15 protein-coding genes, 1 tRNA gene and 2 pseudogenes are annotated in these 26,369 nt (G+C 61.6%); 7 read left to right on the top strand and 11 right to left on the bottom strand.

Going from position 1 to position 26,369, the window contains the following annotated elements; genetic code table 11:
* Positions 1–159 precede the first annotated feature (159 nt).
* The 4 genes and pseudogenes from V5B59_RS07490 to V5B59_RS07475 form a co-directional block, all read right to left on the bottom strand.
* A complete protein-coding gene (locus tag V5B59_RS07490; RefSeq protein ID WP_169071368.1) occupies positions 160–1,953 on the bottom strand; it encodes a SulP family inorganic anion transporter in 1,794 nt (597 codons plus the stop codon).
* Between the two features lie 202 nt (positions 1,954–2,155).
* Entirely contained in the window at positions 2,156–2,677 is a 522-nt protein-coding gene (locus V5B59_RS07485; RefSeq protein WP_034910451.1) for a DUF1993 domain-containing protein, read from the bottom strand.
* A 209-nt stretch (positions 2,678–2,886) separates the two neighbouring features.
* On the bottom strand, positions 2,887–3,819 hold the full coding sequence (locus tag V5B59_RS07480) for a PEP-CTERM sorting domain-containing protein (RefSeq protein ID WP_169071367.1): 933 nt from the start codon (positions 3,817–3,819) through the stop codon (positions 2,887–2,889).
* A 138-nt stretch (positions 3,820–3,957) separates the two neighbouring features.
* A pseudogene (locus V5B59_RS07475) lies at positions 3,958–4,092 on the bottom strand (urease accessory protein UreD); the annotation flags it as partial.
* A gap of 214 nt (positions 4,093–4,306) precedes the next feature.
* Between V5B59_RS07475 and V5B59_RS07470 the strand changes: the two are divergent.
* Positions 4,307–5,842, top strand: a complete 1,536-nt coding sequence (locus V5B59_RS07470; protein ID WP_332351228.1) for a DUF6399 domain-containing protein — start codon at positions 4,307–4,309, stop codon at positions 5,840–5,842.
* On the opposite strand, the gene V5B59_RS07465 is transcribed toward V5B59_RS07470, so the two are convergent.
* The 3 genes from V5B59_RS07465 to V5B59_RS07455 form a co-directional block, all read right to left on the bottom strand.
* A complete protein-coding gene (locus V5B59_RS07465) occupies positions 5,822–6,577 on the bottom strand; it encodes an urease accessory protein UreD (RefSeq protein ID WP_332351737.1) in 756 nt (251 codons plus the stop codon). The two genes, V5B59_RS07470 and V5B59_RS07465, sit on opposite strands and share 21 nt — an antisense overlap.
* 132 nt (positions 6,578–6,709) lie before the next feature.
* Positions 6,710–7,150 carry a hypothetical protein gene (locus tag V5B59_RS07460; protein ID WP_332351736.1) on the bottom strand — a complete coding sequence of 147 codons (441 nt, stop codon included), beginning with the start codon at positions 7,148–7,150 and terminating at the stop codon, positions 6,710–6,712.
* Positions 7,151–7,432: 282 nt separating this feature from the next.
* Positions 7,433–10,420 (bottom strand): EAL domain-containing protein, encoded by a 2,988-nt coding sequence (locus V5B59_RS07455; RefSeq protein ID WP_211203481.1) that lies wholly within the window; start codon positions 10,418–10,420, stop codon positions 7,433–7,435.
* Between the two features lie 275 nt (positions 10,421–10,695).
* Here V5B59_RS07455 and V5B59_RS07450 point away from each other — a divergent pair, with 275 nt between their 5' ends.
* Positions 10,696–11,646, top strand: coding sequence for a hypothetical protein (locus V5B59_RS07450; RefSeq protein ID WP_169071362.1), 951 nt, complete (start codon positions 10,696–10,698; stop codon positions 11,644–11,646).
* A gap of 139 nt (positions 11,647–11,785) precedes the next feature.
* Here the strand turns inward: V5B59_RS07450 and V5B59_RS07445 are convergent, their stop codons facing one another.
* Complete coding sequence (locus V5B59_RS07445; RefSeq protein ID WP_169071361.1) at positions 11,786–13,990, bottom strand: SLC26A/SulP transporter family protein; 2,205 nt, start codon at positions 13,988–13,990, stop codon at positions 11,786–11,788.
* Between the two features lie 346 nt (positions 13,991–14,336).
* Here V5B59_RS07445 and V5B59_RS07440 point away from each other — a divergent pair.
* Both V5B59_RS07440 and V5B59_RS07435 read left to right on the top strand, forming a co-directional pair.
* Positions 14,337–14,411: transfer RNA gene (locus V5B59_RS07440), tRNA-Val, on the top strand.
* A 138-nt stretch (positions 14,412–14,549) separates the two neighbouring features.
* The gene (locus V5B59_RS07435; RefSeq protein ID WP_034909029.1) at positions 14,550–16,085 is read left to right on the top strand and encodes a class I SAM-dependent methyltransferase; all 1,536 of its coding nucleotides are present in this window, start codon (positions 14,550–14,552) and stop codon (positions 16,083–16,085) included.
* A 5-nt stretch (positions 16,086–16,090) separates the two neighbouring features.
* Here V5B59_RS07435 and V5B59_RS07430 read toward each other — a convergent pair.
* The 3 genes and pseudogenes from V5B59_RS07430 to V5B59_RS07420 all read right to left on the bottom strand — a co-directional run bounded on the left by V5B59_RS07430 (position 16,091) and on the right by V5B59_RS07420 (position 23,837).
* Positions 16,091–21,835, bottom strand: a pseudogene (locus V5B59_RS07430) (DUF4011 domain-containing protein).
* A gap of 172 nt (positions 21,836–22,007) precedes the next feature.
* Positions 22,008–22,439, bottom strand: coding sequence for a thioredoxin family protein (locus V5B59_RS07425; protein WP_034910247.1), 432 nt, complete (start codon positions 22,437–22,439; stop codon positions 22,008–22,010).
* A gap of 69 nt (positions 22,440–22,508) precedes the next feature.
* Positions 22,509–23,837 (bottom strand): response regulator, encoded by a 1,329-nt coding sequence (locus V5B59_RS07420; protein WP_332351735.1) that lies wholly within the window; start codon positions 23,835–23,837, stop codon positions 22,509–22,511.
* 364 nt (positions 23,838–24,201) lie between these two features.
* Here V5B59_RS07420 and ribBA point away from each other — a divergent pair, with 364 nt between their 5' ends.
* From ribBA to nusB, 3 genes are read left to right on the top strand one after another with little or no spacing between them, the layout of a single operon-like run.
* Positions 24,202–25,338, top strand: coding sequence for a bifunctional 3,4-dihydroxy-2-butanone-4-phosphate synthase/GTP cyclohydrolase II (gene ribBA, locus V5B59_RS07415; RefSeq protein ID WP_169071234.1), 1,137 nt, complete (start codon positions 24,202–24,204; stop codon positions 25,336–25,338).
* A 35-nt stretch (positions 25,339–25,373) separates the two neighbouring features.
* Positions 25,374–25,853, top strand: coding sequence for a 6,7-dimethyl-8-ribityllumazine synthase (ribH, locus tag V5B59_RS07410; RefSeq protein ID WP_034918259.1), 480 nt, complete (start codon positions 25,374–25,376; stop codon positions 25,851–25,853).
* Positions 25,853–26,347: a transcription antitermination factor NusB gene (gene nusB / locus V5B59_RS07405; protein WP_034918240.1), complete on the top strand. Its 495-nt coding sequence runs from the start codon at positions 25,853–25,855 to the stop codon at positions 26,345–26,347. Before ribH ends, nusB begins: the two co-directional genes overlap by 1 nt.
* The last annotated feature ends 22 nt before the right edge of the window (positions 26,348–26,369 follow it).

Genomic DNA, 26,369 nt, shown 5'->3' with positions numbered 1-26,369 from the left:
CAGTTTGCCTTTTTGCCGGGTGACCGTGTTCAAGGGCGCTTGCCACACGATGTTCGCAGCATTCTAGCCGATAGCTGGCCAGGGCCGAAATCGACCACCATCCGGCCGCCCGTACATGATCCTTCGCAGGCACGAGCGACCAGGCCTGGTTTCAGTCGCTCAAGGGCTGGACCTCATGGTCTTCCACTCCACCGCAACCTCGGGATAGAGTCTGAGATAGGTGTTCACCGCTTCCCCGATGGTTGGAAAGAAGACTTCCGCGCCGAGCCGGTTAAACAGCCCGAAGCGCTTGAGCTTGTCCTGCACGGGATCCTTCATCTCGGCAAAGCAGAGCTCGATGCCGGCCGCCTGCAGGGTCTCGTCGAGCTTGGCGACGATGTCGGCGGCGGTGACGTCGACGCTGGTGACCGGTTCCGCGGTGATCACCAGCCAGCGTACCGGCGTCGGCGAGGCGGACACGGCGTCGAGGGCGCGCTCGTGGAACCACTCGGCATTGGCAAAAAACAGCGGTGCCGCCCAGCGAAAGAGGACCAGGCCCGGAATCAGGCGGGCGTCGGGGTGGCGCGAGATGTCGTGGTAGCCATTGATGCCCTTGACGCGGCCCAGTATCGCCGAGTCGGGGCGCCAGCCATCCCAGAGGAACTCGATCACGGCCAGCACGATCGCCAGACCAATGCCGGGAATCGCACCCAGCACGACGACACCGACGCAACAGCCGATCGACAGCCAGAACTCCCAGCGCTGGATGCGGTAAATGCGCCGCAGATCGGCAATCTCGAACAGGCCGATGGCTGCAGCGATCACCACCGCCGCGAGCGCGGTGTTCGGCAGGTACTGCAGCAGGTTTGGCGCCACCAACAGCAGCAGGGCCACCGCCAGGGCGCCGACGACGCTGGTCAGTTGGGTCTTGGCGCCGGCGGCCTCCGCCACGGGGGTGCGCGATGAGCTGCTGCTGATCGGAAACCCCTGGAAGAATCCGGCCGCCAGGTTGGCCGCGCCCAGTCCGACCATCTCCTGGTTCGGGTCGACGTGGCTGGCGGTCTTCTCGGCATAGGTCCGCGAGAGCACGCTGGTGTCGGCGAAAGAAACGATGGCGACGGCAAAGCCGCCCATCAGGACCGGCGCGATATCGGCCGGCGTGATCCACGGGATGGCGAAGGCGGGCAAGCCCTGCGGCAGCGAACCGAGCACCGACAGGCCGTGCTTGTCCAGGCCGAGCGTTGCCACGAGGACGGTGGCGCTGATCACGGCGATCAGTATCCCCGGAATGCGCTTGTCGCGTTTGAGCAGCATGATCAGTGCCAGGGTGCCGCCGCCGACCAGCAGCGCGATCGCGTTGGTCTTGCCAGCCAGCAGGGCCTGAAGAAACGCCCAGATCTTGTGCAACGGATCGTCGGCCTCGACCGAGAAGCCGAAGAGCTTGGGGAGCTGGCTGATCAGCACCGTCAGCGCAATGCCGTTCATGTAGCCGTAGCGGATCGGCTTGGAGAGCAGTTCGGTGACGAATCCGAGACGGGCGATGCCTGCCAGGATGCAGAGCAGCCCCGACACCACCGCCATCATGCTGGCCAGCGCGATGGCGCGCAGCGGGTCGCCGCTGGACAGCGGCAGGACGACAGCGAGGATCAAGGCGGCCAGCGAGGAATCCGGCCCGAGGACGAGAATCCGGCTCGGTCCGAACAGCGCATAGGCGAGCAACGGGATGATCGTGGCGTAAAGTCCATAGATGCCCGGTACGCCGGAAGCTACGGCGTAGGCAATGCCGACCGGCACCAGCATGGTGGTCAGCACCAGACCGGCAGCGATGTCGTGGCGCAGCCAGGCCATCTCGTAATGACGCAAGGTGTAGAGGCCGGGCAGCCATTTCAACCAGCCAGACTGGTCGGCAGCGCCCTGTCGGGGGGCAATGCGGCCACGTTCTGCACAAGGATCGGCAGGTTTCGATTCAATCATGTCAGCGGCCAGTCGGCAACCAAGTAACCCGGAACCTTGTTCATGTTCGGCTTCGTCAATTCGCTGGAAGAGCGCTATCCTTTCGCCGACCACCTGCACCCGGTGCAGAACTTGGCCGGCGTTCTCCTGCGCGAGGATAGCGGCGGTTTCGGCAGTGCCGGCTGGCTGCTCCTGAAGTTCTCGGTCCGGCAGACAGCGAAGTTCACGTTCGCAGGCGCAGTGCCCCCAGGTAGTCGCGCTTGCCCAATGGGACACCCTTTGAGCGCAGGATGTCGTAAGCGGTCGTGGCGTGGAAATGGAAATTCGGCAGAGAGAATGACAGCAGGAACTCTTCGGCCGTGAATGGCAGGCGGGTATTGCGGAACTCGAAGATCACCTCGCCACCTTCGTAGGCATTGATCTCCGCAGGCGTCAGGCGCTTGAGTGCGTCGCCGGCATCGGCAATGAGTGATTGCAGCGCCAGGTAGTTGAGCGGCAGGAGGTCGGCTGGCGGGCGAAAGACACCTTTTCTGATTCCCTCGATCGCGCCCAGGGAATGGTGAACGACCGACTGGACCTGGAAGCGAAACGGCAGCATGTCCGGGTGCAGGCGAGTCTCGACGATCTCCTCGGGGTCGAGCTGGTTGTCCCGGCAGTAGGAAAGACCCCGGTCCAGAAAGCCGCTGACCGCTCCCAGCGTTTGGAGGTAACTCACTACACTTCCGTCATAGAGCGAAATCGCCATGCTTGCTTTCCTGGTTGATGCCTCTGCGGCGGAGCCGGGCGAAAAAGCTGCCGGTCACCGTCAGCGGCTTGGTTTGAAGATGGGTGGTAGAACGTAGATCGGGGACCTGATCAGCATGCCATGCAAAACCCTGGCAGGACGTCACGATCGCCTCGAAGCTGTTGGCAAGCCGACAGAAGCGTGTCATTCAGGTGACGGGGCGCTCGATGCTATTCTTGCTCCTGCTTGCGGTGGCTGAACCCAAGGCCCGCCAGGCCGATTGCGAGAAGCATGAGGGAAGCTGGCTCGGCTGCGGAAAAGGCGCGGGGGGGCGGTCGGTTGTTGCTGCCCGCAGGCAACGGCGGGTCATAGCGTTCGGTCAGTGCGCCGAGCGTGTAAGCGCCTTCTGAGGAAGCGCCGATAAGTATCAGGTTGTATACCCGGATAGAGTCCTGATTCGAGAAAGTGAAGCCGGACGACAGATCGGAAGAATGGAATAGTCCAGGGAAATCAAAGCGTGCAAACAAGTCGCTCGTGGCGTTGCCGTCGATGTAATTCCCCCTCGCGTCGAAAACGAACTGCAGCGCCTGACTGAGGGCAATGTCGGGCAAACCCCCGGATGGGAAGCTGTCCGGACCTACCGTGACCGCCCCGGCCACTTCCTGCAAGAGATTCGCACTGAGAAGGGGCCTGGACGAAGGATCATCCGAGGTCACGTCATAGAAAAAGCCCGTGATCTGCAAGGAAGCGGTATTACCGGCGGTGACCGACCAGGTCGTCGGACCCGTGAAGCGCAGCCCCGGGTCCACTACCGAAAGCGTACTGGCATCGTCGGGCAGTGGTTCGACCGTGATGTTGCCTGCCACAACCGGTGTCGCATTGCCGAAGGCACGGGAAAGTACGCCGCTGCCCGTCGGGTCGATCAAGGGCATGCCGCTGAGCGAGCCGGGATTATTCCGTAAAGCATCCAGCAGCACGCTTCCCGAGGGAAAATTCTGGGCAAGCAAGGGCTTGAAGTTCGAGAAGGTGAGTCCGTCGACCTGGATGGTACCGCTGTTCAGCAGTTCGGCAAGGGTATTGGTGGTAGTGGCTTGGGCTGGTGTGGCCATGTAGAGGCAAACCAGCGTGGTGGCCGCGCAGGCAATGGTTCGAACAGTATGCATCACATACTCCTCCTGATTTTCGCTGCCAGGACGATCCTGGCAGCAGCGCTCGAATACAGGATAGCAGACTCCATCACGTCGTCAAGAATTCAGCAAGCGATTCGTGAGTCGCTGACGCGACTTTCACATTGAAGCGATTCAGGTGTTCCAGATGCGCGGCACGACGGCTGCCCTGCCAAGCGCCGCAGGGCGCAAGCATTTCCATACTTCGCTCAACCAGGCGCGTGCGGTTTCGGCGTTGGGCGCCAGGCAACGCGCCACCAGCAACTCTGGCAGTGCCGTGACCCCGGCTTCCCACTTAAAGCGGGACAGTCATGCTACCGATAGAGTCTGAGGATGAAGGGAGCTGAGGAGATGGGAACTGGTTGCCGCATCTCCTGTATCATCAGTTTTATGACAAAAAAACTCTACGACTCAAGCCATACGGACAACCAGCCGCGTCATTTTTGCCGCACTTACAGACCAGGGAAAACGAAGCCTGCGTGCAGTGGGGGAATTAATTCATCGCCCGAAAAGCAGTGTTCATCGCCACCTGCAAGCGCAAGCCCGTAGGAACCGACATCCTGAATCGGGGTTTTGGGAAACCGAAGAGGGGGAGGCATGGCTGAGATTGCTGGTATTTGCTGTGCTGTACACGTTCGGGCTGCAACATCATGTGGGGGCGGGTGCCTTGTCGGATTTCTTCCAATTGATCCGCCTTCATACCCATGTGGGGGTGTCTCCCAGCGCCTTGCAGACCCAACTCAGCCGGATGGAAGCGCTGTTGCCCCTGTTTCAGCAACAGTGTGAAGCCTCGGTACCGACGCGGACACGCCAAGCGGTGGTGGCCGCGGATGAGACGTTCTTTGGGGAGATTCTGATCTTGGTGCTGATGGATTTGTCCTCGGGCTACCTATTGCTGGAGTCGATTCAGAAGGACCGGGGTTTCGATACCTGGTTTGCCCAGGTGACCCCGCGCCTGGAAGCACTGGGTATCGAAGTCAACCACGCCATCAGTGACCGGGCGAAGGCCCTGATCAAATTAGCGGTCACAGGCTTTGAGTGTACCTCGGGCGCGGATACGTTCCACGAGCAATATGGCCTCAGTCGCTGGTTGTCACCGGCCTTGGGACGTCGAAAAGCCAAGGCGGATCAGTGCTGCGAACTGGCCCAGAAGGCCCTTGATCAGCCGTCGCGCGGAGCCAGTACCGAGGAAAAGGCGGCTTTGGCGGCACAACAGGCCTGTGCCTGGGAAGCCCGCGCGCAAGTGGAACAGGCGCAGCAAGAGTACCAGAAGCAGTTGCTGGGAATCGCCGAGGAAATCCATCCCTTCTCCCTGGAGGAGAATACTCGCACGACGGCGGAGAGCGTAGTGGCAGGACTGGAAACGCGAGCACAGGCCCTGGAAACTCTGGCGGCGCAACAAGGGATCCAGGATACCCGTTCCGCCCTGAAGAAGTTCCGTGCCCAGATCGGCGCCTTATCGAGTCACGTCAGCTTTTGGTGGCTTTGGGTAGAAGAAATCCTGCTGGGCTGGTCTCTGGATGAAGCGACTCGGCAATGGCTGACGAGCAAGCTGTTGCCCGTACTCTATTGGCACTACCAAATGCGGAAAACGCAAAACAGGGTTCACCGGAAACGGTATCAGGAGGCTTGGCAGCGAGCATTAGAGGCCTGGAAAGCAGACCCGTTCCATTCGGGATTCTCCGAGAGTGAGTTGCAGCGCTGGCTAGAATGGGGGGAATGGATGGTGCGACAGTTCCATCGCAGCTCCTCCGCCGTCGAAGGGCGCAATGGCCGCTTGTCCCAGTTGTATCATAACGGGCGAGGTCTGACGAAATGCCGCCTGGCTGCGCTAACGGTTATCCACAACTATGGGGTGAGACGTAGTGACGGCACTATCGCAGCCGAACGTCTGTTTAGCACCTCTTTCCCTGATCTTTTCGATTGGCTGCTCAACCAGATGGGGGAACTTCCCTTACCGAGGAAGTCCCGCCACCGGGTTGTGCATAACCCATTGAAGTTAGAGATTGTCCCGGCTTAAGTGGGAAGCCGTGACCCCGGTCAGCAGGCCATCGCTTGCCGGCAGCGCCAGGCAGGCATCGAGCCATTCCTGCGGCACCGTCCTGCCGGCAAGCAGCAGCGTTGCGCTGACAGGCCGGCCGGCCAGACCGGCAGCCGCGTCGAGCCAGGCAGAGCCGCCAGACAGCCGAGCACGCTCGATCCACAGCGGCCGCCCTTCGCTTTCGATCCGTGTCGCCAGGTCGAGCTGGCCATAGCCGAAACATTCGCCGGCAGCCGTTCGACCCAGGCAGAGAATTTCCCAGCCGCAGAACATGCCGCCGGCGGCCAGTTCGACGCGCGTGTGCATCTGTGCGTCGGCGCCGTCGAAGACGATCGTCTCCTGCGGAAGCCACTCAACGACGGCATCGCGGGCAACGCGAACCCGCAACGACTGCTGCGCCGGCCGACCACCCGAACGATACCACTTGCCGGCACCGGGTGTGGTCAACAGCGCGTGTGCGTGGGGAGCCGCGGCAAGCGAGAGGTCCAGTCGGTCACCACCGGCGATGCCGCCCGGTGGATGCAGGACGATCACCTCACAGACCTCGGGCCCTTCCGGGTACAGCGCTTTCTGCACGCGTAGCGGACCGTAATGCTCGCGTCGCACCAGCACCGTCGTTTGTGCACGGCGCTCGAAACCGAGCGTCAGCCGTGCTTGCCAGCCGGGACGCGCCGCTTCTTCGATCGCATTCTCGGTGGCCGCCGCTGCCGTCAATCCGGCAGGGCCGCCAGAACCCCGTCCTTTTTCATGTCTTCTCCGCATCCGCGCATGCTGATCCCGCCAGTTCCCCGCAGCGGATACCGCAAGTGAGGAGGCCAGCTCATCATACCAGCAGAAACTTCGTTTTCAGTTCGAAAAGTCCAGCACCCGGGACAAACCCACGATGATCGCTCCGCCCACGAGGTAGGTGAGCACGATCGACAGGACCGCGAGAGGCAGTTTCCAGTGGCTGTCGGAGCGGTTCTGCGGCAAATGTCGTTCAATGACCAGATAGGGCGCCAGGTTGATGGCATGATAATTGATCATCACATAGGGAATGAACAAAAGCAGCGTCGGGGCATGCAAAAATGTTTGATTGCCATCGCCGAGCGCTTGCGCCAGAGCAAAAACAAAGATGTATTCCCAGCGGCCATAGCGATATCGGTTGATCAACTTCCAGATGACCGAGAAAATGAAAACGTAGACCGGCAGCGTGAACATCAGATCGATTGAATAATTGCGGATCATCTGCATGATCGGCATGCCGGAACGGATGGTGAGCGAAAGCAGGAAAGGTTGAGAAATCATGTAGCATCCTTCCGCCAGTGCGGCGAAGAGGACCCCCGCGCCAACGAAAAGCAGCCTCGGGTTTTTGGGTCTTTGCGCTGACCGGGTTTTGAGTGCCCACATCAAAGTGACAGACAACAAACACAAGAGCAGGATGTGAGTAATGTTATCGACATCCCAACCCTTCATGTAAAAGGTCAGGAGCAGGGTGCACGCAGACCAGAACAAATAGAGGAGAAAGGGAACAGGGATGAGGCGAATCATGGCGACATCCTCGCGGAGGATGGGTTGGCCACTGGCACGTCATTCCAGCCGGCGGGCTGACACCGCCATTCGCAACAGATCCTCGATCTCGGTCGGCGGCAGCGGGCGGCTGAACAGGTAGCCCTGGATTTCCTGGCAGCCCTCTGCCCGCAGGAAGGCCAGTTGCTCCCCGGTTTCCACGCCCTCGGCGACGATGCCGAGGCGCAGGCAGTGAGCAAGCCGGATCACGGCACGGACGATGTCCGCATCGTCCGGATCGCTGCCGATGTCGCGGATGAAGTTCTGATCGATTTTCAGCTTGTCGATGGCGAAGCGCTTGAGGTCGGCCAGCGACGAGTAGCCGGTGCCAAAATCGTCGATCGATAGTACGATGCCGAGCGCCTTGAGACGGCGCACCGTGTCCAGTGTGTTGTCGGCGTCGTGCAGCAGGATCGACTCGTTCAGATCGAGTTCGAGCATGCCGGCGGGCAGGCCGGTTTGCTGCAGCACATCGGTCACCACCTCGGCGAGACGGCAACGGCGGAACTGCAGCGCCGACAGGTTGACCGACACCGGCGGCGGCGCCAGCCCCGCAAGCTGCCAGACAACCATCTGGTGACAGGCGGCTTCGAGCACCCAGCGGCCGATCGGGACGATCAGGTCGCAATCCTCGGCCACCGGGATGAAGCTGCTCGGCGGTACCTCCCCAATCTCTGGATCATTCCAGCGCAACAGTGCCTCGAGCCCGGTGATGCATTTGCCGGCGATATCATACTTCGGCTGGTAAACCAGGCGAAAGTCGTTGCCGCTCAGGGCATGATGCAGGCGGTTCTTCAGCAGTAGATGCTGGCACACCTGGTTGTTCATCATCTCGTCGAAGAAGCGATAGGTATTTCGGCCGGCCGCCTTGGCCGTGTACATCGCAGTATCGGCTCGTTGCAGCAAGGCGTCGAAGCTCTCCCCGTCGTCGGGGCAGAGCGAGATGCCGATGCTGCCTGCCGTGGCGATGGCGTGGCCATCGATGAGAATGGGCTCGGTCAGACGCCGCAGGATCTCGCCAGCCACGCGCTCGGCCGTAGCCTTGTCGGGAATGTCGTTGAGCAGGACGATGAACTCGTCGCCGCCCTGGCGGCTCATGGTGTCGGTGTCCCGCACACACTGACCGAGTCGGAGAACGACAGCCTTGAGCAATTCGTCCCCAGCGGCGTGGCCGAGGGTGTCATTGATCGCCTTGAAATTGTCGAGGTCGAGAAACAGCATCGCGACCAGCGTATGGTTGCGCTCGGCGAAGGCCTTGGCTTGCGCGAAGCGGTCGCGCACCAGCACACGGTTGGGCAGGCCGGTCAAGGCATCATGATGCGCGAGGAACTCGATACGCGCCTCGGCCTGCTTGCGTTCGCTAATGTCGATGAAAGTGACGACGGCGCCAAGCAGATCACCGCCACGGAACATCGGGTGCGACCAGGATTCGATCGGGAAGCTGGTGCCGTCGGCGCGCCAATGCACCTCGCCTTCGACGTGCGTGCTCTTGCCTGCGAGCGTAGCGCGCCGCACATGACACGCTTCTTTCGGGTAGGGACGGCCGTCGGAATAGGTATGGTGGATCAGCGCGTGGACTTCCTTGCCGACGATGTCCTCCTCGTGCTCGTAGCCGAGCATGCGCAGGCAGGCCTTGTTCACGAAAGTGCATATTCCGTTGATATCGGCACCGAAGATCGCCTCGGCCGCCGAATCGAGGATCAGTCGCAGCTGCTCCTGGCTATCGCGCAGCGACGCTTCCGCCAGATGCTGGGCCGTCACGTCCTGGCAAGCTCCATGAAGCCGGTGCTGTCCGCTTGCTGCAGGATGGTTCTCGTGATGCGCGTAGCAACGCAGCCAGCGCATGCTGCCGTCGCCATGAGTGATGCGCAGGGTAAAATCGCTCGACTGGCCAGGGGCAAGCCGGGTGATGTGGCGTTCGAACAGCGGCTGGTCCTCGGCCACCACCGAACAGCGCCAGCAGCCGCGCGTGATCAGTTCATCGGTGCTGAAGCCGAAGACGTCCACGGCATTGCCCGCACACCAGCCGATGCGGAACAACCCGTCGTTCGAGCGCGCGCAGGAGAAGATGAAATCGCTGGTGAGCGAGCTGATCCGCCGGTAGCGCTCCTCATTGGCGTATAGCGCGGCTTCCGCCTGCCGCCGCGTCAGCTCGGCACCGGCACGGGCGGAGAGGATGCGCATGCCGGCTTCTATGGTCTGCGAGTAGGCCAGCGTCCGCCGGCTGACCATCGCGATCAGGCCGACCACCTCACCGTTGCCGTCGAGAATGGGCTCGCCGATGTAGGCTTCGGCCTGCATGGTCAGAAGGTCGCGGTCCTCCGGAAACAGCGCCTGCACATGACTACTGTAGCATTTGCGCGTTCGCTGCAAGACATTCTCGCAGGGCGTCCCGGACAGTGCATAGACGTACCCGGGTTCGCGCCGCTGACCATCGGCACAGACTGCGATCACCCGTACCCGGGTCGGATCGGGCTCCAGCAGTGCGATGTGAACATGGTCGGCGTCGAATGTCTCGGCAGTGAAACGGACCAGTGCGTCGAAGCAGTCCGTGCCGTGGTGCTGCGAAACGAAGCTGGCGGTGGCCATCAGCGTCGATTCGAGGGTGCGCTGCTCGGTAATGTCGCGGGCGATGCCGAGCACACCGATCAGGCGTCCTTTGCTGTCGTGCATCGGCGTTTTGACGGTTTCGAACAGGCTGCGATACCCGTCTGCGACAAAGGTCAGCCATTCCTCGTTGCGCGACGGACTGCCGGTGGCGACCGCAGCGCAATCCTTTTCGCGGACGAAATCGGCCAACGCAGGCGCGGCAAAATCGTAATCGGTCTTGCCGACGAGATCTGCTTCGCTGGCGCCGTAGAGGCCTTCAAAAGTCCGGTTGCACGCCAGATAGACGCCGTCGGGATCCTTGAGCCAGACCGGGTAGGGAATCGTCTGCAACACTGCGCGCAGTAGCGTCGAGTCGTATTCCCAGTGTGGCCGCGTATCGTCCGTTCTGTCCGTATCCATGTGCTTGTGCATGCGCCGCAAACCCATAGGCTAGCGCTTGGCGCAGCCAATGGCTGATCCCAAAAAGAGGTGTTGCCGCACCCAACTCTGGATTGAATTTACGGGGAGATCCGCAAGCTCAGCCAGGGAGCCAGACTATCGCACGACAAGGGACGCGACATGGACATTTTTCTCGAAAAATACCGGAACGTAATCTCCTCTGGGTGGTCAGGCCTGATTCCTCATTAAGGAGTATATTCCGTATCTTGACACGGGTATTCAGCAGGAGTGTTGAAATGCAGAACAAACCTCCCTTGCCATCCAGAAAACAGGACACGGTCAGCGCCGAGCAAGTCCAGGCGCTGATGGACGACATTGACAATTCAATAGCCAGCATCGACGAGAAGTTGAGCGTATGCAGGTCAGCGCCGAGCAGACCAGTGGGTCAAGCGAACTCGACAATCGGTCTTGTGTATCAGCATACCTTTGCCGATGCCAAGGGCGCAAGCTCCAAAACGCAAACGGGGGAAGCCCCATCCCCCAACAGGTCTGGGCAGGGTCTGCTGGCAGAACTTGCACACGCTGCAGAGAGGCTTTCGCAACAAAAAATCGAAGAAGATCGTTCGCAGCAGCAAATCGAGCAACGCTTTGACCGCGCGCTGAGGCTGATCTTCGACTACCTGAATCAGTTCACACAGCACCTTAACGTCATCAAACCTGCGCTATCCCTGGTAGGCTACACGCTTGATTTTCGACATCGCTTTGGCACTGGTCGATGCGCCGAGGGGTTCGTCAACTACCGAACGCGCAGCAACTCGGAGATGGCTCTGATCGAAACCGTCACCTTACGCCTACGCTATGCCACTGAGGCTTTAGACGTCATCCGCCCGGCCGAAAAGGCCCAAGAGCTTCGTGATGAGCTGGACCTGCTCAATCTGAGAATAACAGGGGAAAGAAATGTGGATCTTGCCAGAAATGGCAGCAGCGTCAGATTCACTCTCGCGGGATCGATCCCGGTACAAGTCAACTTCCGCTGCGATCTCTCCAACGGCAGGCTCATCGTTCGTGGGCGTAATTTCGGCGCACTTGGATTGAGCGCATATCTGATCGATCTGGAGAGGTTGTCACACGCTTCCCTTGAAGCCATTGGCCTGATTCTGCTGGGGCGTGCCGTCCGACTGCCGAACGAGTTTGTTCCGGTCGCCTTCCATACCAGGTTCCCTGATGAAAAAACGCTGCGGTTCTAACGGTCATGACTTTGCCAGGCACCCCCGATCATGAAAGTCTGACCGTTTCCCTCTCGTGAGTCGCATACGCGACTTTCACATTAACGGTCATGGCTACATCAGCTATCCCGATGATGCGCCAAGACCCTCCCAAGACCCTCTACTCCTGCATCGCGAGCAGTTCCTTGTCGGCGTAGCTCAGGCGCAATGCCAGCACCTGGGCAATTGCCTGCATCAGCTGCAAGGCGAGCCGTCTGTGCTCTTCGCACAGTTTCTCGAAGCTCTCTCGGTGCAACACGTAGAGTTCGGTTTCTTCCATGGCTGTGGCGTCGGCGCTGAAACTGACCGCCCTGGTGACGAAGGACAGGCCGCCAATAAAATCGCCACGCCCATAGGTCAAGCGGTGACGGCTGCTGCCTGTCCCAGGAACTGGCGTGGTGATGCGCACGGCCCCCTTGCGTATGAGATATAGCCGGTCAGCCGCATCACCGATCGAGAACACCTTCTCGTTCTTTGCCACCGAGCGACGTTCTAGACACTCGACAAGCGCAATCAGCGAATCCTCCTTGGAGTCCTTGAAGATTTCCATCTCGTAGATCTCGAGCGGCGGAACCTCGGCCGCCTTCGCCAGTTTGTCCTCCAGTACCTGGTCTTCAACCCATTCGACTGCGTCGTCGAGTTCTCCGAACACCTGGACATGATCGGTCGTGGTCGTGAGGTCCATCCGCTCGAACAGCTCGGCAAGATTCCGCCCGTTGGGCAGGGTATGCGTCAAGCCGCTGAAGACCAGGAAAGCACCGCGTTCAATCAGCGAATCCCGGATCTGACTCAAGAGGTGCACCGCCGTGACGTCAACCGACTGGACGCGGCGCATGTCGAGCACGATGTAGGTGCGCTTGCTCAATTCAGGCTCGAGGGCGGTGTACAGCTGGTCCTTGGTACCGAAAAACAGACTGCCCTGCAGCTCCAGGATCGTGGTCCGGTCTCCGCGCTGTTCGAGCAGTTCCATCTCGTGTCCCAGGCGCACCCGCTTCGAGAACCGTTCACTGCCGTTGGCCTTGCGGCGAATGACCGTGCTCGTCAACTGCTCGCGAATGAACAGGAACATCGCCAGTGCAATGCCCACCGCTGACGCCGCAATCAGGCTGTAAGCGAGCGCCACAGCCACTACCGCCAGAATCACCGCGAAGTCAAGCATCGTCCACGAGGATTCGAGCAGGTGAAGACTCTTGAGGTCGATCATCCGGATACCTACGACGATCAGGATGCCCGCCAGAGCAGCGACCGGTATCCAGGCGATGAACGCTCCCAGGGCGAGAAATGCGAGCAGCGCCAGCACACCTTCAACGACTCCGGAGACGCGCGTCTGTCCGCCACTCGCCAGGTTGACCAGGGTCGCACCCATTTGCCCTGCGCCTGGCATACCGCCGACACAGGCCGAGGCGACATTGCCCAGACCTTGCGCAACCAGTTCGCGGTTGGAGTCGTGGCGACTGCGGGTGAGTGCGTCGAGAACGACGGCCGTCTTGAGCGTGTCGATGGACAGCAACACGGCCAGGGTAAGCGCCGTCCACATGAGGGCGGCGATCTGGCCGAGCTTGAGCTCGCCGATGTCCCGCCAACGACCGGTGACCGCCTCGAGCATGCCCGCAGCGGAACCGCCGAGTGGCCCGATGATCAGCTTGTTGCCTTCGAGGACCAGCATCGATTCGTCCACGAAGTGCGCCAATCCGAAATAGGTGAGCACCCCGGCCAGCAGGCCGAGGATGGCCGCCGGCACAACGCGGGTAACCAAAGGCGCGCCAAGCATCACGGTCGCCGTGACGACGCCGATCAGCGCACTCTGCCATTGCCATGTCTGCGGTGAGGTGAGCGTGCGCCACAGGGACTGATTGCCGAATACGCCGAGGAATTTCGGAATCTGGCTGCCGATGATGATCAGGCCCACCCCGGTCAGGTAGCCACTGACCACCGGAAATGGAATGTACTTGATCAGGCTGCCAATCCGCATCAAGCCGAGAAGGATCTGAATCAACCCGGCCACCAGGCCAAGGGCGGTCAGCCGCAACACGATGAACGCCGGGTCGACGTCCAGTTGCACGAGTTCGATGGCAAACGCCGAGAGAACCGCAGCGGCGGGTGCACACGGCGCCGTGATCAGCCGATTGGTCCCACCCAGGCTCGGCGCCACCAGGCCGAGAGCAGCCGCTCCGAGAATCCCTGCGAGTGCGCCCAGACCGGCATAGGCAGGACCGATCGAGGCATAAATGGTGACGCCAAAAGCGATCGCCGACGGCAGAGCGACCAGCATCGCCGCAAGGCCTCCCCAGAAATCGCCAACCAGCTTGTCATTCTTGAAACGCATTGCCAGTTCCATAGCACAGGCCCTCCATCCAGATTCTTGCGATCAATAAAAGCCCTCTCGCCAACACCTCCTTCGCTCATGCACAAGCGATAATTACCAGACCAACACCCTGGCAATCATTGATCCTAACACAGCGAAAAGTGGTGGTCCGGGTTTTACGCCAGCTGCATCCGTGCCAGTTAAGCGGATTGACCGGGCTAGCGACTTGTGATGTAATCCCGGCTTCCGTGGCTATGGCGGACCGTACCGGGGCGGAAAGGTACCGATCCATGCGGAAACAGATGAGCTTTGCAGCCGTGTGCGTGGTGACGATCTCGGTGTGACATCATCGCTGCAACAGGAATTGGGGCGATTAACTCAGTGGTAGAGTGCCACCTTCACACGGTGGAAGTCAGTGGTTCGAACCCACTATCGCCCACCAGAAAAACCAAAGAAAATCATCGCCTTGGCTGGTCATAGCAGCTGAACAAGATAGCATGGCTCGCCGAAGAAGATAAACGCTCGCTGCGGCGCGCCTTTGCCTGCTCGGATCAAACAGCTGGCTTGACAAGGACAAATCATGCGCGATTGGACTGCCGGCTACGTTGCCGATATAGGCTACACCTATGGCTACTACCCAGAGTTGAACCCGCTGCGAGCAAGAATGGCTTTCCTTAACGCAGGCCTGGTCTTCCCCGAAGTGCTGGTTGCGTGCGAACTTGGCTTTGGCCAAGGCATGAGCGCCAATCTGCATGCAGCAGCTTCGCTGACGCAGTGGTACGGCACGGACTTCAACCCGTCGCAGGCGGGTTTCGCACAGGCGCTTGCTGCGGCCTCCGGTTCAGGTGCCAAACTTTACGACGATTCTTTTGTGGACTTCTGCAACCGTTCCGACTTGCCCGAATTCGACTACATTGGCATCCACGGCATCTGGAGCTGGATCTCCGCAGAGAATCAGCAGGTCATCGTCGACTTCATTCATCGCAAGCTCAAAGTGGGCGGGGTTCTTTACATCAGTTACAACACCCAGCCCGGCTGGGCTGCCATGGTGCCGATGCGCGACCTGCTCACCGAACACGCATCCACCCTGGGTGCTGAAGGTCATGGCATCGTCCAGCGCATCGACGCAGCGCTTGAATTTGCCGAGAAGCTCATCGCCACCAATCCCGGCTACGCCCGTGCCAACCCATCGGTGCACGAACGGCTCAAACAGATCAAAGGACATAATCGCAACTACCTGGCGCATGAGTATTTCAACCGCGACTGGCTGCCCATACCCTTCTCGCGGATGGCCGAGTGGCTCTCGCCGGCCAAGCTCGATTACGCCTGCTCGGCCCACTACCTCGATCATCTCGAAGCTCTGAATCTCACCGCCGAGCAGCTGACCCTGCTAAACGAGATCCCCGACCCGATGTTTCGCCAGACGGTACGCGACTTCATGGTCAACCAGCAGTTCCGCCGTGATTACTGGGTCAAGGGGGCACGCAAGCTCAACCCACTGGAGCAGGTCGAAGCCCTGCGCCAACAGAAGGTAGTGCTGACGAAATCTCGTGCCGATGTTCCTTTGAAGGTTGCCGGGACTTTGGGTGAGTCCGCCATGAGTGAGGCGATTTACCTTCCCATTCTGGACGCGCTTGCCGACCACAAGCCGAAGGCTTTGGGCCAGCTGGAACAGGTACTGAAGGATAAAGGGGTGCTCTTCGCCCAGATCGTGCAGGCGCTCATGATCCTCACTGGCGCAACTCATCTGACCGCAGCTCAGGACGAGGCGGCGACCGCCAAAGCCAGGAAATGTACCGACAAGCTCAACGCCCATCTGCTGCAGAAAGCCCGAGGCAGTAGCGACCTCGGCTTTCTCGCCAGCCCGGTGACCGGCGGTGGCGTATCCCTGGGTCGTATTTCGCAACTCTTCCTGCTGGCCGTCAGTCAAGGCAAGAAGCAACCCAGCGATTGGGCGCAGATGGTGTGGCAAATTCTAGCGTCGCAAGGGCAGAAGATCATCAAGGAGGGCAAGACGCTGGAGACGGTTGAAGAGAACATCGCCGAGCTGACAGCGCAGGCCAGCACTTTCGCCGACAAGCAGTTAGCGATCTTGAAGGCCATGCAGATAGCATGAATGTATCACGACGGACTGGCGGCTGCAGCCTCTGTAGCGCGCTGGCTGCGGCTCTTTTCAAGTAGCTTGCGCAAGTCGGCGTCGATTTTTTCGAGCGTGCCGGCAGCATCGATCCACCAGTCGGTCGACCAGACACGCAGGATTTCCCAACCGAGGCCGCGCAATACCTGTTCGCGCAGCTTGTCGCGGTCGCGTGCAGTCGCTGCGCGGTGATAGGTGGCGCCGTCGCATTCGATGCCGCACAGGTAAACGCCCTTGGCATCGGGATGGACGACCGCCAGATCGATGCGGAAAACCGAGGATCCGACCTGGGTATGCAGTTCCCAGCCCTGATGGGCGAGCGCGGTGGCGACGGCTTCCTCGAACGGGCTTTCGAAATCACCGAGGCTGGCGGTCCTGGCTTCGGCCAGCGCCGGCGCGCCACGTTCGGCGAAATCGAGGAAGTGCTTGAGGTCGCGAACGCCGATCGCCTGCGTGCGGGCGAGGTCCATCTGTTCGGCCCTGAGACTCGAAAAGATTCGCAGTTCATGACGGGCGCGGGTAATGGCGACGTTGAGCCGCCGCTCGCCGCCAGCGCGGTTCATCGGGCCGAAATTCATCGAAACGGCGCCCGCGTGATCAGGGCCATAGGTGATCGAGAAGTAGACGATGTCGCGCTCGTCGCCCTGGACGCTTTCGAGGTTCTTGACAAAGACAGGTTCCAGTTCCACGTCGGCGAAGTGCGGCTCGATCGACGGGTCGCGGCGCCGTTCTTCGTCGAGCAGATCCTCGATCAACGCCTGTTGCTCGGTGTTGAAGGTGACGACGCCGATGGTCAGCCGCGATTCCCGGAAAGCGGGGGATTTCAGGCGGTCGACCAGGTCGGCAACCAGCGCTTTCGCTTCGGACTTGTTGATACGCGCGCCGCCCTTCTCGTAGACGCCCTGGACGTAATGAAAACTCAGCGCGTGGTCGGTGGTGACCGGCGAAGGGAAGGTCACCAGTGAGCCGCCGTAATAGCGGTGGTTCGAGAAGGCGATCAGGCTCTCGTGGCGGCTGCGGTAATGCCAGGCCAGGTGCATCGTCGGCAGGTTGGCACCGAGGCATTCGTCGAGAATGCTTTCGAGGTCGGCTTCGATATCTTCTTCGTCGAACTCCGATTCGGCACGGTCGAAGAAATTGGTCGGCGGCAACTGCCGTGGGTCGCCGACCATGACCACTTGGCGGCCACGTGCGATCGCGCCGATGGCATCCCAGACCGGAATCTGTGAGGCCTCGTCGAAGACGACGACATCGAAGATACTGGCGTCGGCGGCCAGGTACTGGGCAATCGACAGCGGGCTCATCAGCAGGCACGGTGTCAGCTTCGTCAGTGCTGTCGGGATGCGCTGGATCAACTCGCGCAGCGGCAGATGCCGCTTCTTCTTGTTGATCTCGTGGCGCAGGATCCCCCATTCGGAACTGCGAGTCACCCCGTCCTGCGTCGGCAATGCGGCGCACAGCCCGGCGCGAACGCGTGCCCGCGTGAGTTCGGTAAAGCGCTCGTCGAGGGCGCGAAAATCGTTGATGCGCTGTTCGTGTTCGGCGGCGACGAAGCCGCGGATGACCGGCTCTTCATCAACCACCGCGTTTAACCACCAGCGGCTGTAGTTGATTTCAAAGGCCCGGCGCAGCGTTCCCTGTGCCAATTCGCTGTTCTCGATCGCCGCGACCAGCGGCGCCAAGCCGAGAGCCCGCGCCTGTTCACCAACCTTGCGCCAGGCGCACCAGGCATGCAGCCGGTTCGCCAAGCGGAGCATCGCCGTGCAGCGCTCATCCAGCTGATCGAGCGGGATGTCTGCAAAAGCATGACTGACGGCTGCCGTAAAACCGCCGGTTGCACAGAGGTGGCTGATCGCCGGTTGCAGCGCGCCGCAGGTGTCAAGATATGCATCGGCGGTGGCGGGATCGAGACGCGCCCCGTTGTCGCCGAGGAGACGCTGCAGCGACGTCATTATGGCAGCGAACTCGTCGGGTGAGTCGGCGAGCTGGGTGATTGCCGTCTGGAGGTCGAGGGCGGTTGCGAGGTTTTCCGAACGTGTGCCGAGACCGGACCAGAGCTGTGCGGTGAGCGGGCCGAGATGGTCGAGCGTCTGCAGCTCGGCATCGAGCGCCTGCAAGCTGCGCAGCTGCCGCAACTGCCTGGCCAGGCGCTCGCCGCAGCGACCGTCGGCAACCGCCGCGAAGCGACCGACATTGCCGCAGGGCTGCTCCTTTTGCAGCCCCCGCAGCACCTGCTGGAAGTCGAGCGCACACTCGGCAAGTTCCGGCCGCGTCTTGAGGCCGGCCCAGACGCCGTCGGTAGCATTGCCGATCGCCAGCGCCGACACCTGCGCGCGCCGCGATCGGATCCTCGCCAGCGCAAACAGGTCGCCGGCGATGTCCGGCTCACCGGCACCGGCCAGTACGGTCTGCAGAGTCGCGCGAATCCGGCGTCTGGCCAGCCAGGACATCGGCCACATGGCCTTTTCGGCCTTTGCCCAGTCGCGCTGCAGTTGCAGCACGTCCAATTGCTCGACCAGGGGGTCATACTCGACCGACAACTGCCCACACAGGCGCTTGATTTCGGCGAGGAGCTGCAGTCCCTGCTGCAGATCCTCGACCACCGCTGCCGACCAGGGCTCGCCGATCTGGTCGAACAGCGCACGGCGCTGTTGCAGCAAGGCCAGGCCGCGCCGACAGGCGCTGATGACGGCCTCCGGCCAGGGCGGCAGGTTTTCGCCGCTGCGTTCGCGGTGTCTGGCGGGCAGCTCCCGATCGGCCGGCAAGGGTTCGGTGAAGGCTGCGGCGTCGGTGCGCAGGATGAATGGCCAATCGTCGCCGCTGGCCTGCGACAGGATTCCCGCGAGGACGCCGAGGGCGCCGCGCCGGCGACGGTCGAGCGGTGTGCGCGGTAGTCCGCTGGCTTCGCAGAAACGTTCCGCAGCGTTCCGCAGAAGCTGCAGCGTGCTCTGACGGGTCTTCCCCCGTAGCTGTTTAAGTGCTTGAAAACATTAGTACCGTTACATGCCTACAAATGAGCTAAGTGCTTGAAATTATTAGAGCGAGGGGGGAAGATCCGTCTGAACACGGCCAACTGCCTCGACGAACGCTTGCTGCCAGCTCGGCGACCAGTCGGCGTGTCCGATTGGCGCCAGCGGTCCGTTCCTGAGATCCTCCTGAGCCACCGCCACTGCATTGACCTGCAGACGGTCGGTGATCTCGCGCATCGCTGCCATGGCGGCTGCATCATGAGCATCGGCTCTGCGCCACGACAGGGCCAGCGCGGGTACCTTGCTGCGCGTATCATCACCCTCGCCATCCAGCACGCGCCCGATGGCCTGATAAATCGTCATTCCGTTCGGGTGCCGATGATGCAGGCGTTCGACATAGACGTTGAGCTGGTCGCGCAGCCCTTGCAGGCGCTGCGCTTCGGCGCGCCAGGCGTCGGCATCGATGCTGCCCTGCGCCGCCCAGGCTGCCTGCAACTGTGCCAGGACGTCGAGCTTTCTGGCTTTGCTGGAATGCAGTTCAAGGCAGAACTCACCGAGACCGACTTCGCGCAGGCGCCGGTAGACCACATCGAGCGCCGCCATCTTCTCGGAGACGAAGAGTACGCGCTTGCCCTCGGCCAGGCACTGCGCGATGAGGTTGGCGATGGTCTGACTCTTGCCGGTCCCCGGTGGTCCGATGAGGACGAAGTCCTTGCCGCGCACGGCGGCGATGATCGCCGAAAGCTGCGATGAATCCGCAGCCAGCGGGCAGAAGGTCTGCTCCGGCGCGAACTCGCGGTCCAGCCGGCTGCGCTCGGGAAAAGCCAATTGCGCGGGATAGCTCTCGCGCGGCGTGTCGATCAGATGACGGACCACCGGATTGTCGCGTAATTGCTCGGTGCGCTCGCTGAGGTCTTTCCACATCAGATGCTTGGCGAATGAGAACATCGACAGCACCACCTCTTCGCTGACTTCCCAGCCCTTGATGTCCTTGATCGCCTGCGACACCAATCGCCAGATCGCAGTGACGTCGAGGCCACCTTGATCCCTGGGCAGTTCGCCGTCGGCAACCCCGAGACTGAGTTTGAAATCCTGGCGCAGCATCTCGATCAGTGTCGGATTGAAGCGCGGCTCGTCGTCATGCAGGGTCAGGGTGAAACCCGAACGGACACTGCGGCGGTTCAAGGTCACCGGCACCAGCAACAGCGGTGCGCGGTAGCGTTGCCCGATCCGCTGCTGGTCGCCCTTTTCGTCACGGCTCCAGCAAAGGAATCCGAGCGCGAGGAAGAGCGTGTTCGCGCCGCCCTCCTGGAGTGTGCTGCGAGCCGTTCGATAGAGATCGACCAAACGGCTGTCAAGTTCCTCGCGCGTGATCGCGACAAAGACCTCCCGACGTTGCAGGGCGTCAAGGGCATGCTGGCGGCGCAGGTCTTCACGCTCGCGCGCTTCGTGGATGGCCAGATTGCGGGGATCGGCGCCGTCCATGAGATCGGGCCGGGGCAGCAGCTTCAAGGGCAGCATCTCCGATAGCCGATCCTCAAGGGCAGCGGCGTCGGGAGCCTCGAGCGTCAGCGCCTGTTTGCTGCTGCGGAAATTCAGCAGTTTGTTGCGCAACGACAGGTCGAGCAGCTTGCGTTGCCAGCGCGCGAGGCGATCGGCGGGCCTGAGTGTCGCCGGGTCTGCTTCGCCGGAAATATCTTCGTCCGGCAGTTCGGGCGCTTCGGCGAATGCCGGTTCCAGCGCTGCTGCTGGCTCGCCGCCGGCAGCGGTGCCGGGCAAGTCGACGCTCGCCAGTGGCTTGATCCGCTGTAGGCGGGCGCGCCGGATGTCGACCGCGAGTTCGAAGGCATCCTCCTCAACGATGTTCTGCTCGCCGCACTGGACGGCATAAGAGAATGCCGGCGCCGGCCGCTGCGTCACCAGGGTGGTTTCGAAAAGCAGCAATTCCTTGAGCCTGACGCGTTTGCGCAGAGACGCGACGTCGTCGATGACGCTGCTCGAAAATTCTTCTGGCTTGAGCCAGACGCCGGCGAAGGCGTGCTCCTTGGTGAACACCAGCAGCGGATTCAGACCGGCCTGCTCGATCGCCGAGGAGAACAGCAGCGCCAGGTCGAGGCAGGTCGCGAGCCCCGACTCGGCAAGCTGTGTCGGTCCCCGCACCTTCTGGCCGCTGTGTTCGAAACTCGCCGGTGGCAGCGCGTAGTCGAGCCCCATTGCCGCGACGGCACTCCAGATGCCGGAGCTGAGTTCCCAGGCGCGCCGAGCACCGCCCTGGTAGCCATCCAGCGCCGGGTTCCGGCCATTCCTGCGCAACACCTCGCTGGCTTGCTTGAGCAGGCGATCGACTGCCGGGTCATTGGGTTGCACGAAGGCGGCGACCATGTCCGGGAATTGCGATAGTCCTCCCCACTGGTTGCGGGGCAGGAGCTGCACGCAGCATTCAAGTCGCGCCAGTTCGCCGGCGGAATCGCCACGGCGACGCAGGACAAAAGAGACGGTCGCAGTCTCGGCCTCGGTCAGGTGTGTCAGCAACGCCGCGTCGAGCCGCACATCGACATCGCCGATACGGTAGCGCTGTCCTGCTCCGAGCGCTTCGACCTGCCAGACCTTGGCTTGCAGAAACGCCGGAATGGATTCGATGCCGAGTTCGAGGCTCTCGAGCGCCTCATCGGCATCGTTGACGATGCTCAGTTCGCGGAGCATCGGCACCGCGTTCTGGAAGTCTGCGAGATTCAGCTTCGCGATCAGCTCAACGTCAATGCGCTGAAGCTTCAAGTGCTGATTGCTCGGCTTGTGCTCATCCATCGCCTCATCCCCTTTCTCATCCAGACCCCAAAGGAGTTTAATGTGAAAGTCGCGTCAGCGATTGCCGTAGCCCGGGAAGGCCGCCAATGACTTCACCCTTAAACTGCTGCCGAGCGCGTCAACGCTGCTACGTGCAGATCCTCGCCAGCTCGTCGGGGCCAAGCCGCCGCAGATCTATATTTTCCTGCCAGCCGCGCCGCTCCGCACTGGCGTGCGCGTACGCCCGACTCTCATCTGCGCTTTGTTGCAGGAAGGCCCTCAGGGTGCGTTGCAGGTGACTCGGAGAAGGAGGCATGCTGGCGTAGAAAAGTACCCATTCCCGACGCTTGATGAGCAGCGTCGGGAAGTTTTCCACATCCAGGTCGCCCAGTTCATCTGCGTGTGCTTCGATATCCAGCCAGTGAAACCGTGCCGTAGAAAACTGCCCGGCGATTTCCTGGAAAGCGCTGCGATATTCCCGGCAAACACCGCACCATTCGGCGCACAGACAGACGACCAGGAATTCCGCAGCAGCGCTTTCGGCGCTGTCCGGTAATCGCTGCTGATGCATCACTGCCATGACTTTCCTGCACTCCTGGTGTGATTCCGGGGAGCAGTCGTCGGCCACGTCGCTGATGCCCAGCAGTCTTCAAGCGCCAGCCTGGCTCCGCAGGAGTTGTTGAATGTGGCTAATGAGTTGCTCTTCGGGGTAAGGCTTGCCAAGCACCACGTTGACCCCGGCGGCGGCGGCGTCGGCACGTAGCTGTTCGTTGTCGGAGGTCACCATGATGATCGGCAGATGAGCGGTGCGGGGATTGTCGCGCAACTGGCGCGATAATTGCAATCCATTCATTCCCGGCATGTCCACATCGGTCACCAGTACGTCGGGCGCCGAAATCTCGATTTGTCTCGCCGCGTCCAGACCGTCTTCGGCCATCAGAACCTGATATCGGTGTGCAGTGAGCAGGCGGCTGGTCTTGACGCGGACCACCTTCGAGTCGTCGGCAATCATCACCACGGTTTGTTCCTCGGTCTTGAGCTTCGGTGCAAGTGCTGCGGCCGTGGCGGCGCGGGTTCGCTGTGCTTCCTCGGCCTGGCGTTGGGTTTCGCGCTCGATCGCTGCCTCAACGGCCTGGCGTTCATCCTCTTCCTGCCGAAGGGCTTCCTCTACGGCCAGACGGTCGGCCTCGCGACGAGCGGCAACCTCGACCGCCTGACGTTCAGCCTCGCGACGTGCAGCAACCTCGGCCGCCTGACGTTCGGCCTCGCGGCGAGCGGCAACCTCGGCCGCCTGACGTTCAGCCTCGCGACGTGCAGCAACCTCGGCCGCCTGACGTTCGGCCTCGCGGCGAGCGGCAACCTCGGCCGCCTGACGTTCAGCCTCGCGACGTGCAGCCGCCTCGGCCGCCTGACGTTCGGCCTCGCGACGAGCGGCAACCTCGGCCGCCTGACGTTCAGCCTCGCGACGTGCAGCAACCTCGGCCGCCTGACGTTCGGCCTCGCGGCGAGCGGCAACCTCGGCCGCCTGACGTTCAGCCTCGCGACGTGCAGCCGCCTCGGCCGCCTGACGTTCGGCCTCGCGGCGAGCAGCCGCCTCGGCCGCCTGACGTTCAGCCTCGCGGCGAGCGGCCACCTCGGCCGCCTGACGTTCGGCCTCGCGACGAGCGGCCACCTCGGCCGCCTGACGTTCGGCCTCGCGACGTGCAGCCGCCTCGGCCGCCTGACGTTCAGCCACCTCGGCCGCCTCGCGCTCGGCCTTCTCGGCGGCCTGGCGTTCGGCCAGGCGACGTGCGGCGGCCGCTGCCGCCTGGCGTGCGGCCTGCTCGGCAGCCTGACGTTCGGCTTCGCGGGTGGCCTGTTCACGCGCTTCTCGATCCGCTCGCTCAGCCGCTGAACGGCGAGCGACGAAGAAGCGGATCAGGAGAAAAGCCGCGAGCACAGCTACAGCGATCAACAGCAAGGTCTGAATCATGGTCATTGAATTGCTCCCTTCATCATTGGCATCACAAACACCGGCAGCTGCCGACGCCCAACCGGCCGCTGTTCCATGCCCTGGCCGATACAGCCACTCCATCCATATCAACATGATAAAACGAATGACCAGGCAGTTGGGTGATCGATTGGCAACAGTTCGACAGTCTCCGATGAATCATGAGCCACATCCGAACATGGCGGAGATGCCTGGAAACTGAGAGAATCCGCCTTTGCGAACCATTCCAGCCAATCGGGAGCCCTCCGATCGGCATGAATCGACGCCAACGGGCATCAGGATCGGCAGCGAATCCTGGACAACACACGGTTTGCCCGCTCGACAAACGAGCGGGCAAGCAGAGGAGGTATCCATGGCACCACAAAGCACTTCTGCCGATGTCTCACCGATCGACGAGATCCTTGTCGAAATACGCGCCGGGCGAATGGTTGTCCTGGTGGACGAGGAGGATCGGGAAAACGAGGGCGATCTGGTGCTGGCCGCCGAGCATGTCACTCCCGAGGCAATCAACTTCATGGCCCGTTTTGGCCGCGGCCTGATCTGCCTGACGCTGACCGAGGCGCGCTGCCGGCAACTGGGCCTGACGCCGATGGCGCGCGATAACAAGAGCCCTTACAGTACGGCATTCACGGTTTCGATCGAGGCGGCAGAAGGCGTGACCACCGGCATCTCGGCTCACGACCGCGCGCTGACCATTGCGGCTGCGGTGTCCCGCAACGCACAACCGGACGACATCGTGCAGCCAGGCCATGTCTTCCCGATCATGGCTCGCCCCGGCGGCGTCCTGGTGCGCGCAGGTCACACGGAAGCTGGCTGTGATCTGACGCTGTTGGCTGGACTCGAACCCGCGGCGGTAATCTGCGAGATTCTCAAGGAAGATGGCAGCATGGCGCGTTTCGACGACCTTGTCGAGTTTGCGCATGCGCACGGTCTCAAGATTGGCACCATCGCCGATCTGATTCATTACCGTAGCCGGCACGAAACGCTGATCAAGCGCACCCTCTCCAAAACCGTGCAGTCTGCATACGGCGAACTCACTCTGCACGCCTATACCGACTGCACTTCGAACGAAGTGCACCTGGCGCTGACCAAGGGCGAAATCCGTCCCGACCAGGAGACACTGGTGCGTGTCCACGAACCGTTGTCGGTCGTCGATTTCCTGGATCCCGGCGGGGGTCGACATACTTTTTCACTGCATGATGCGCAGGCCGCACTGGCGCGAGTGAACGCCGGCGTGATCGTGCTGCTGCATCGTCCCGAAAGCGGCCAGGATCTGCTCGCGCTGCTCCGTGCGCCAGTCTCTGGCAAGCGTCCGGCGGCGACACGCTGGGATCCTCGCATCTACGGCATTGGCGCGCAGATCCTGCGCGACCTCGGTGTCGGCAAGATGAAACTCCTCTCCAGCCCACGCCGGATGCCGAGCATGACCGGTTTCGACCTCGAAGTGACTGGCCATATCGCCACCCCGGCTGACCTTGAAAGACTCTGATGGGTACCCCAAAAAAAATTGCAGACACTCCAGCCATGGCACGTTACGAGAATATCCACGAATACGAAGCTGTGCTCAAGGGCGACGGACTGGCGATTGGCGTGGTCATGAGCCGCTTCAACCAGGACATCGGCGAAGGTCTGCTCAGCGCCTGTACGAGCGAACTCAAGCGTCTCGGTGTCGCTGAAGCCAGCATTCGCATCGCCACCGTCCCAGGCGCTCTGGAACTCCCCCTGGCGCTGCAGGGCATGGCAGGTAGTGGCCATTTTGATGCCCTGATCGCACTGGGTGCGGTGATCCGCGGCGAAACCTATCATTTCGAGATCGTCTCCAATGATTCCTGCCGGGCACTGATGGACGTGCAGATCAAGAGCGGCATTCCGATTGCCAACGGCATTCTGACCTGTGAAGACGACGATCAGGCGCTGGCTCGCATGCAGCAGAAGGGGGCCGATTGCGCACAGGTGGCAGTCGAGATGGCCAATCTGCTGCGCGCACTCGGGGAGCAATGGTGATGGCAGCGCAGTTGCCAGCAACTCCGGCGAGCAAACCGGCTGCGCTCAGGTCTCCGCGCCGACGGGCGCGCGAGTTTGTCCTGCAGGGACTCTACCAGTGGCGGGTGAGCGGTAACGACGAAGCGGCGATTGAAGCCTATCTGCGCGACATTGACGATTTCGACAAGGCCGACCGTGAATTCTTTGTCGGTCTGCTGCGTGGCGTTCTCGCGCAGCGGCAGATGCTCGAGGGAAAATTGCAAGGCTATCTCGATCGTCCGTTCAGCGAACTCTCGACGATCGAGGCCTGTGTTTTGCTGGCCGGTGCTTTCGAGTTGAGCAATTACCCGCAAACGCCGTACCGGGTCATTATCAACGAGTCGATCGAGCTGGCCAAGGCTTATGGTGGAACCGATGGCCACAAGTACGTGAACGGCGTTCTCGACAGACTCGCCGCCAGCTTGCGTCCGGCCGAGGTCGAAGCCAGACGGGCGGGGCGCGCCAGAGGCCGTTGAGCGGAGCGTCGATACATTCAAC

Source organism: Candidatus Accumulibacter contiguus (genome assembly GCF_036625285.1).
Taxonomy (GTDB): Bacteria; Pseudomonadota; Gammaproteobacteria; order Burkholderiales; family Rhodocyclaceae; genus Accumulibacter; species Accumulibacter contiguus.
This window is presented reverse-complemented; position numbering and strand designations above follow the sequence as displayed.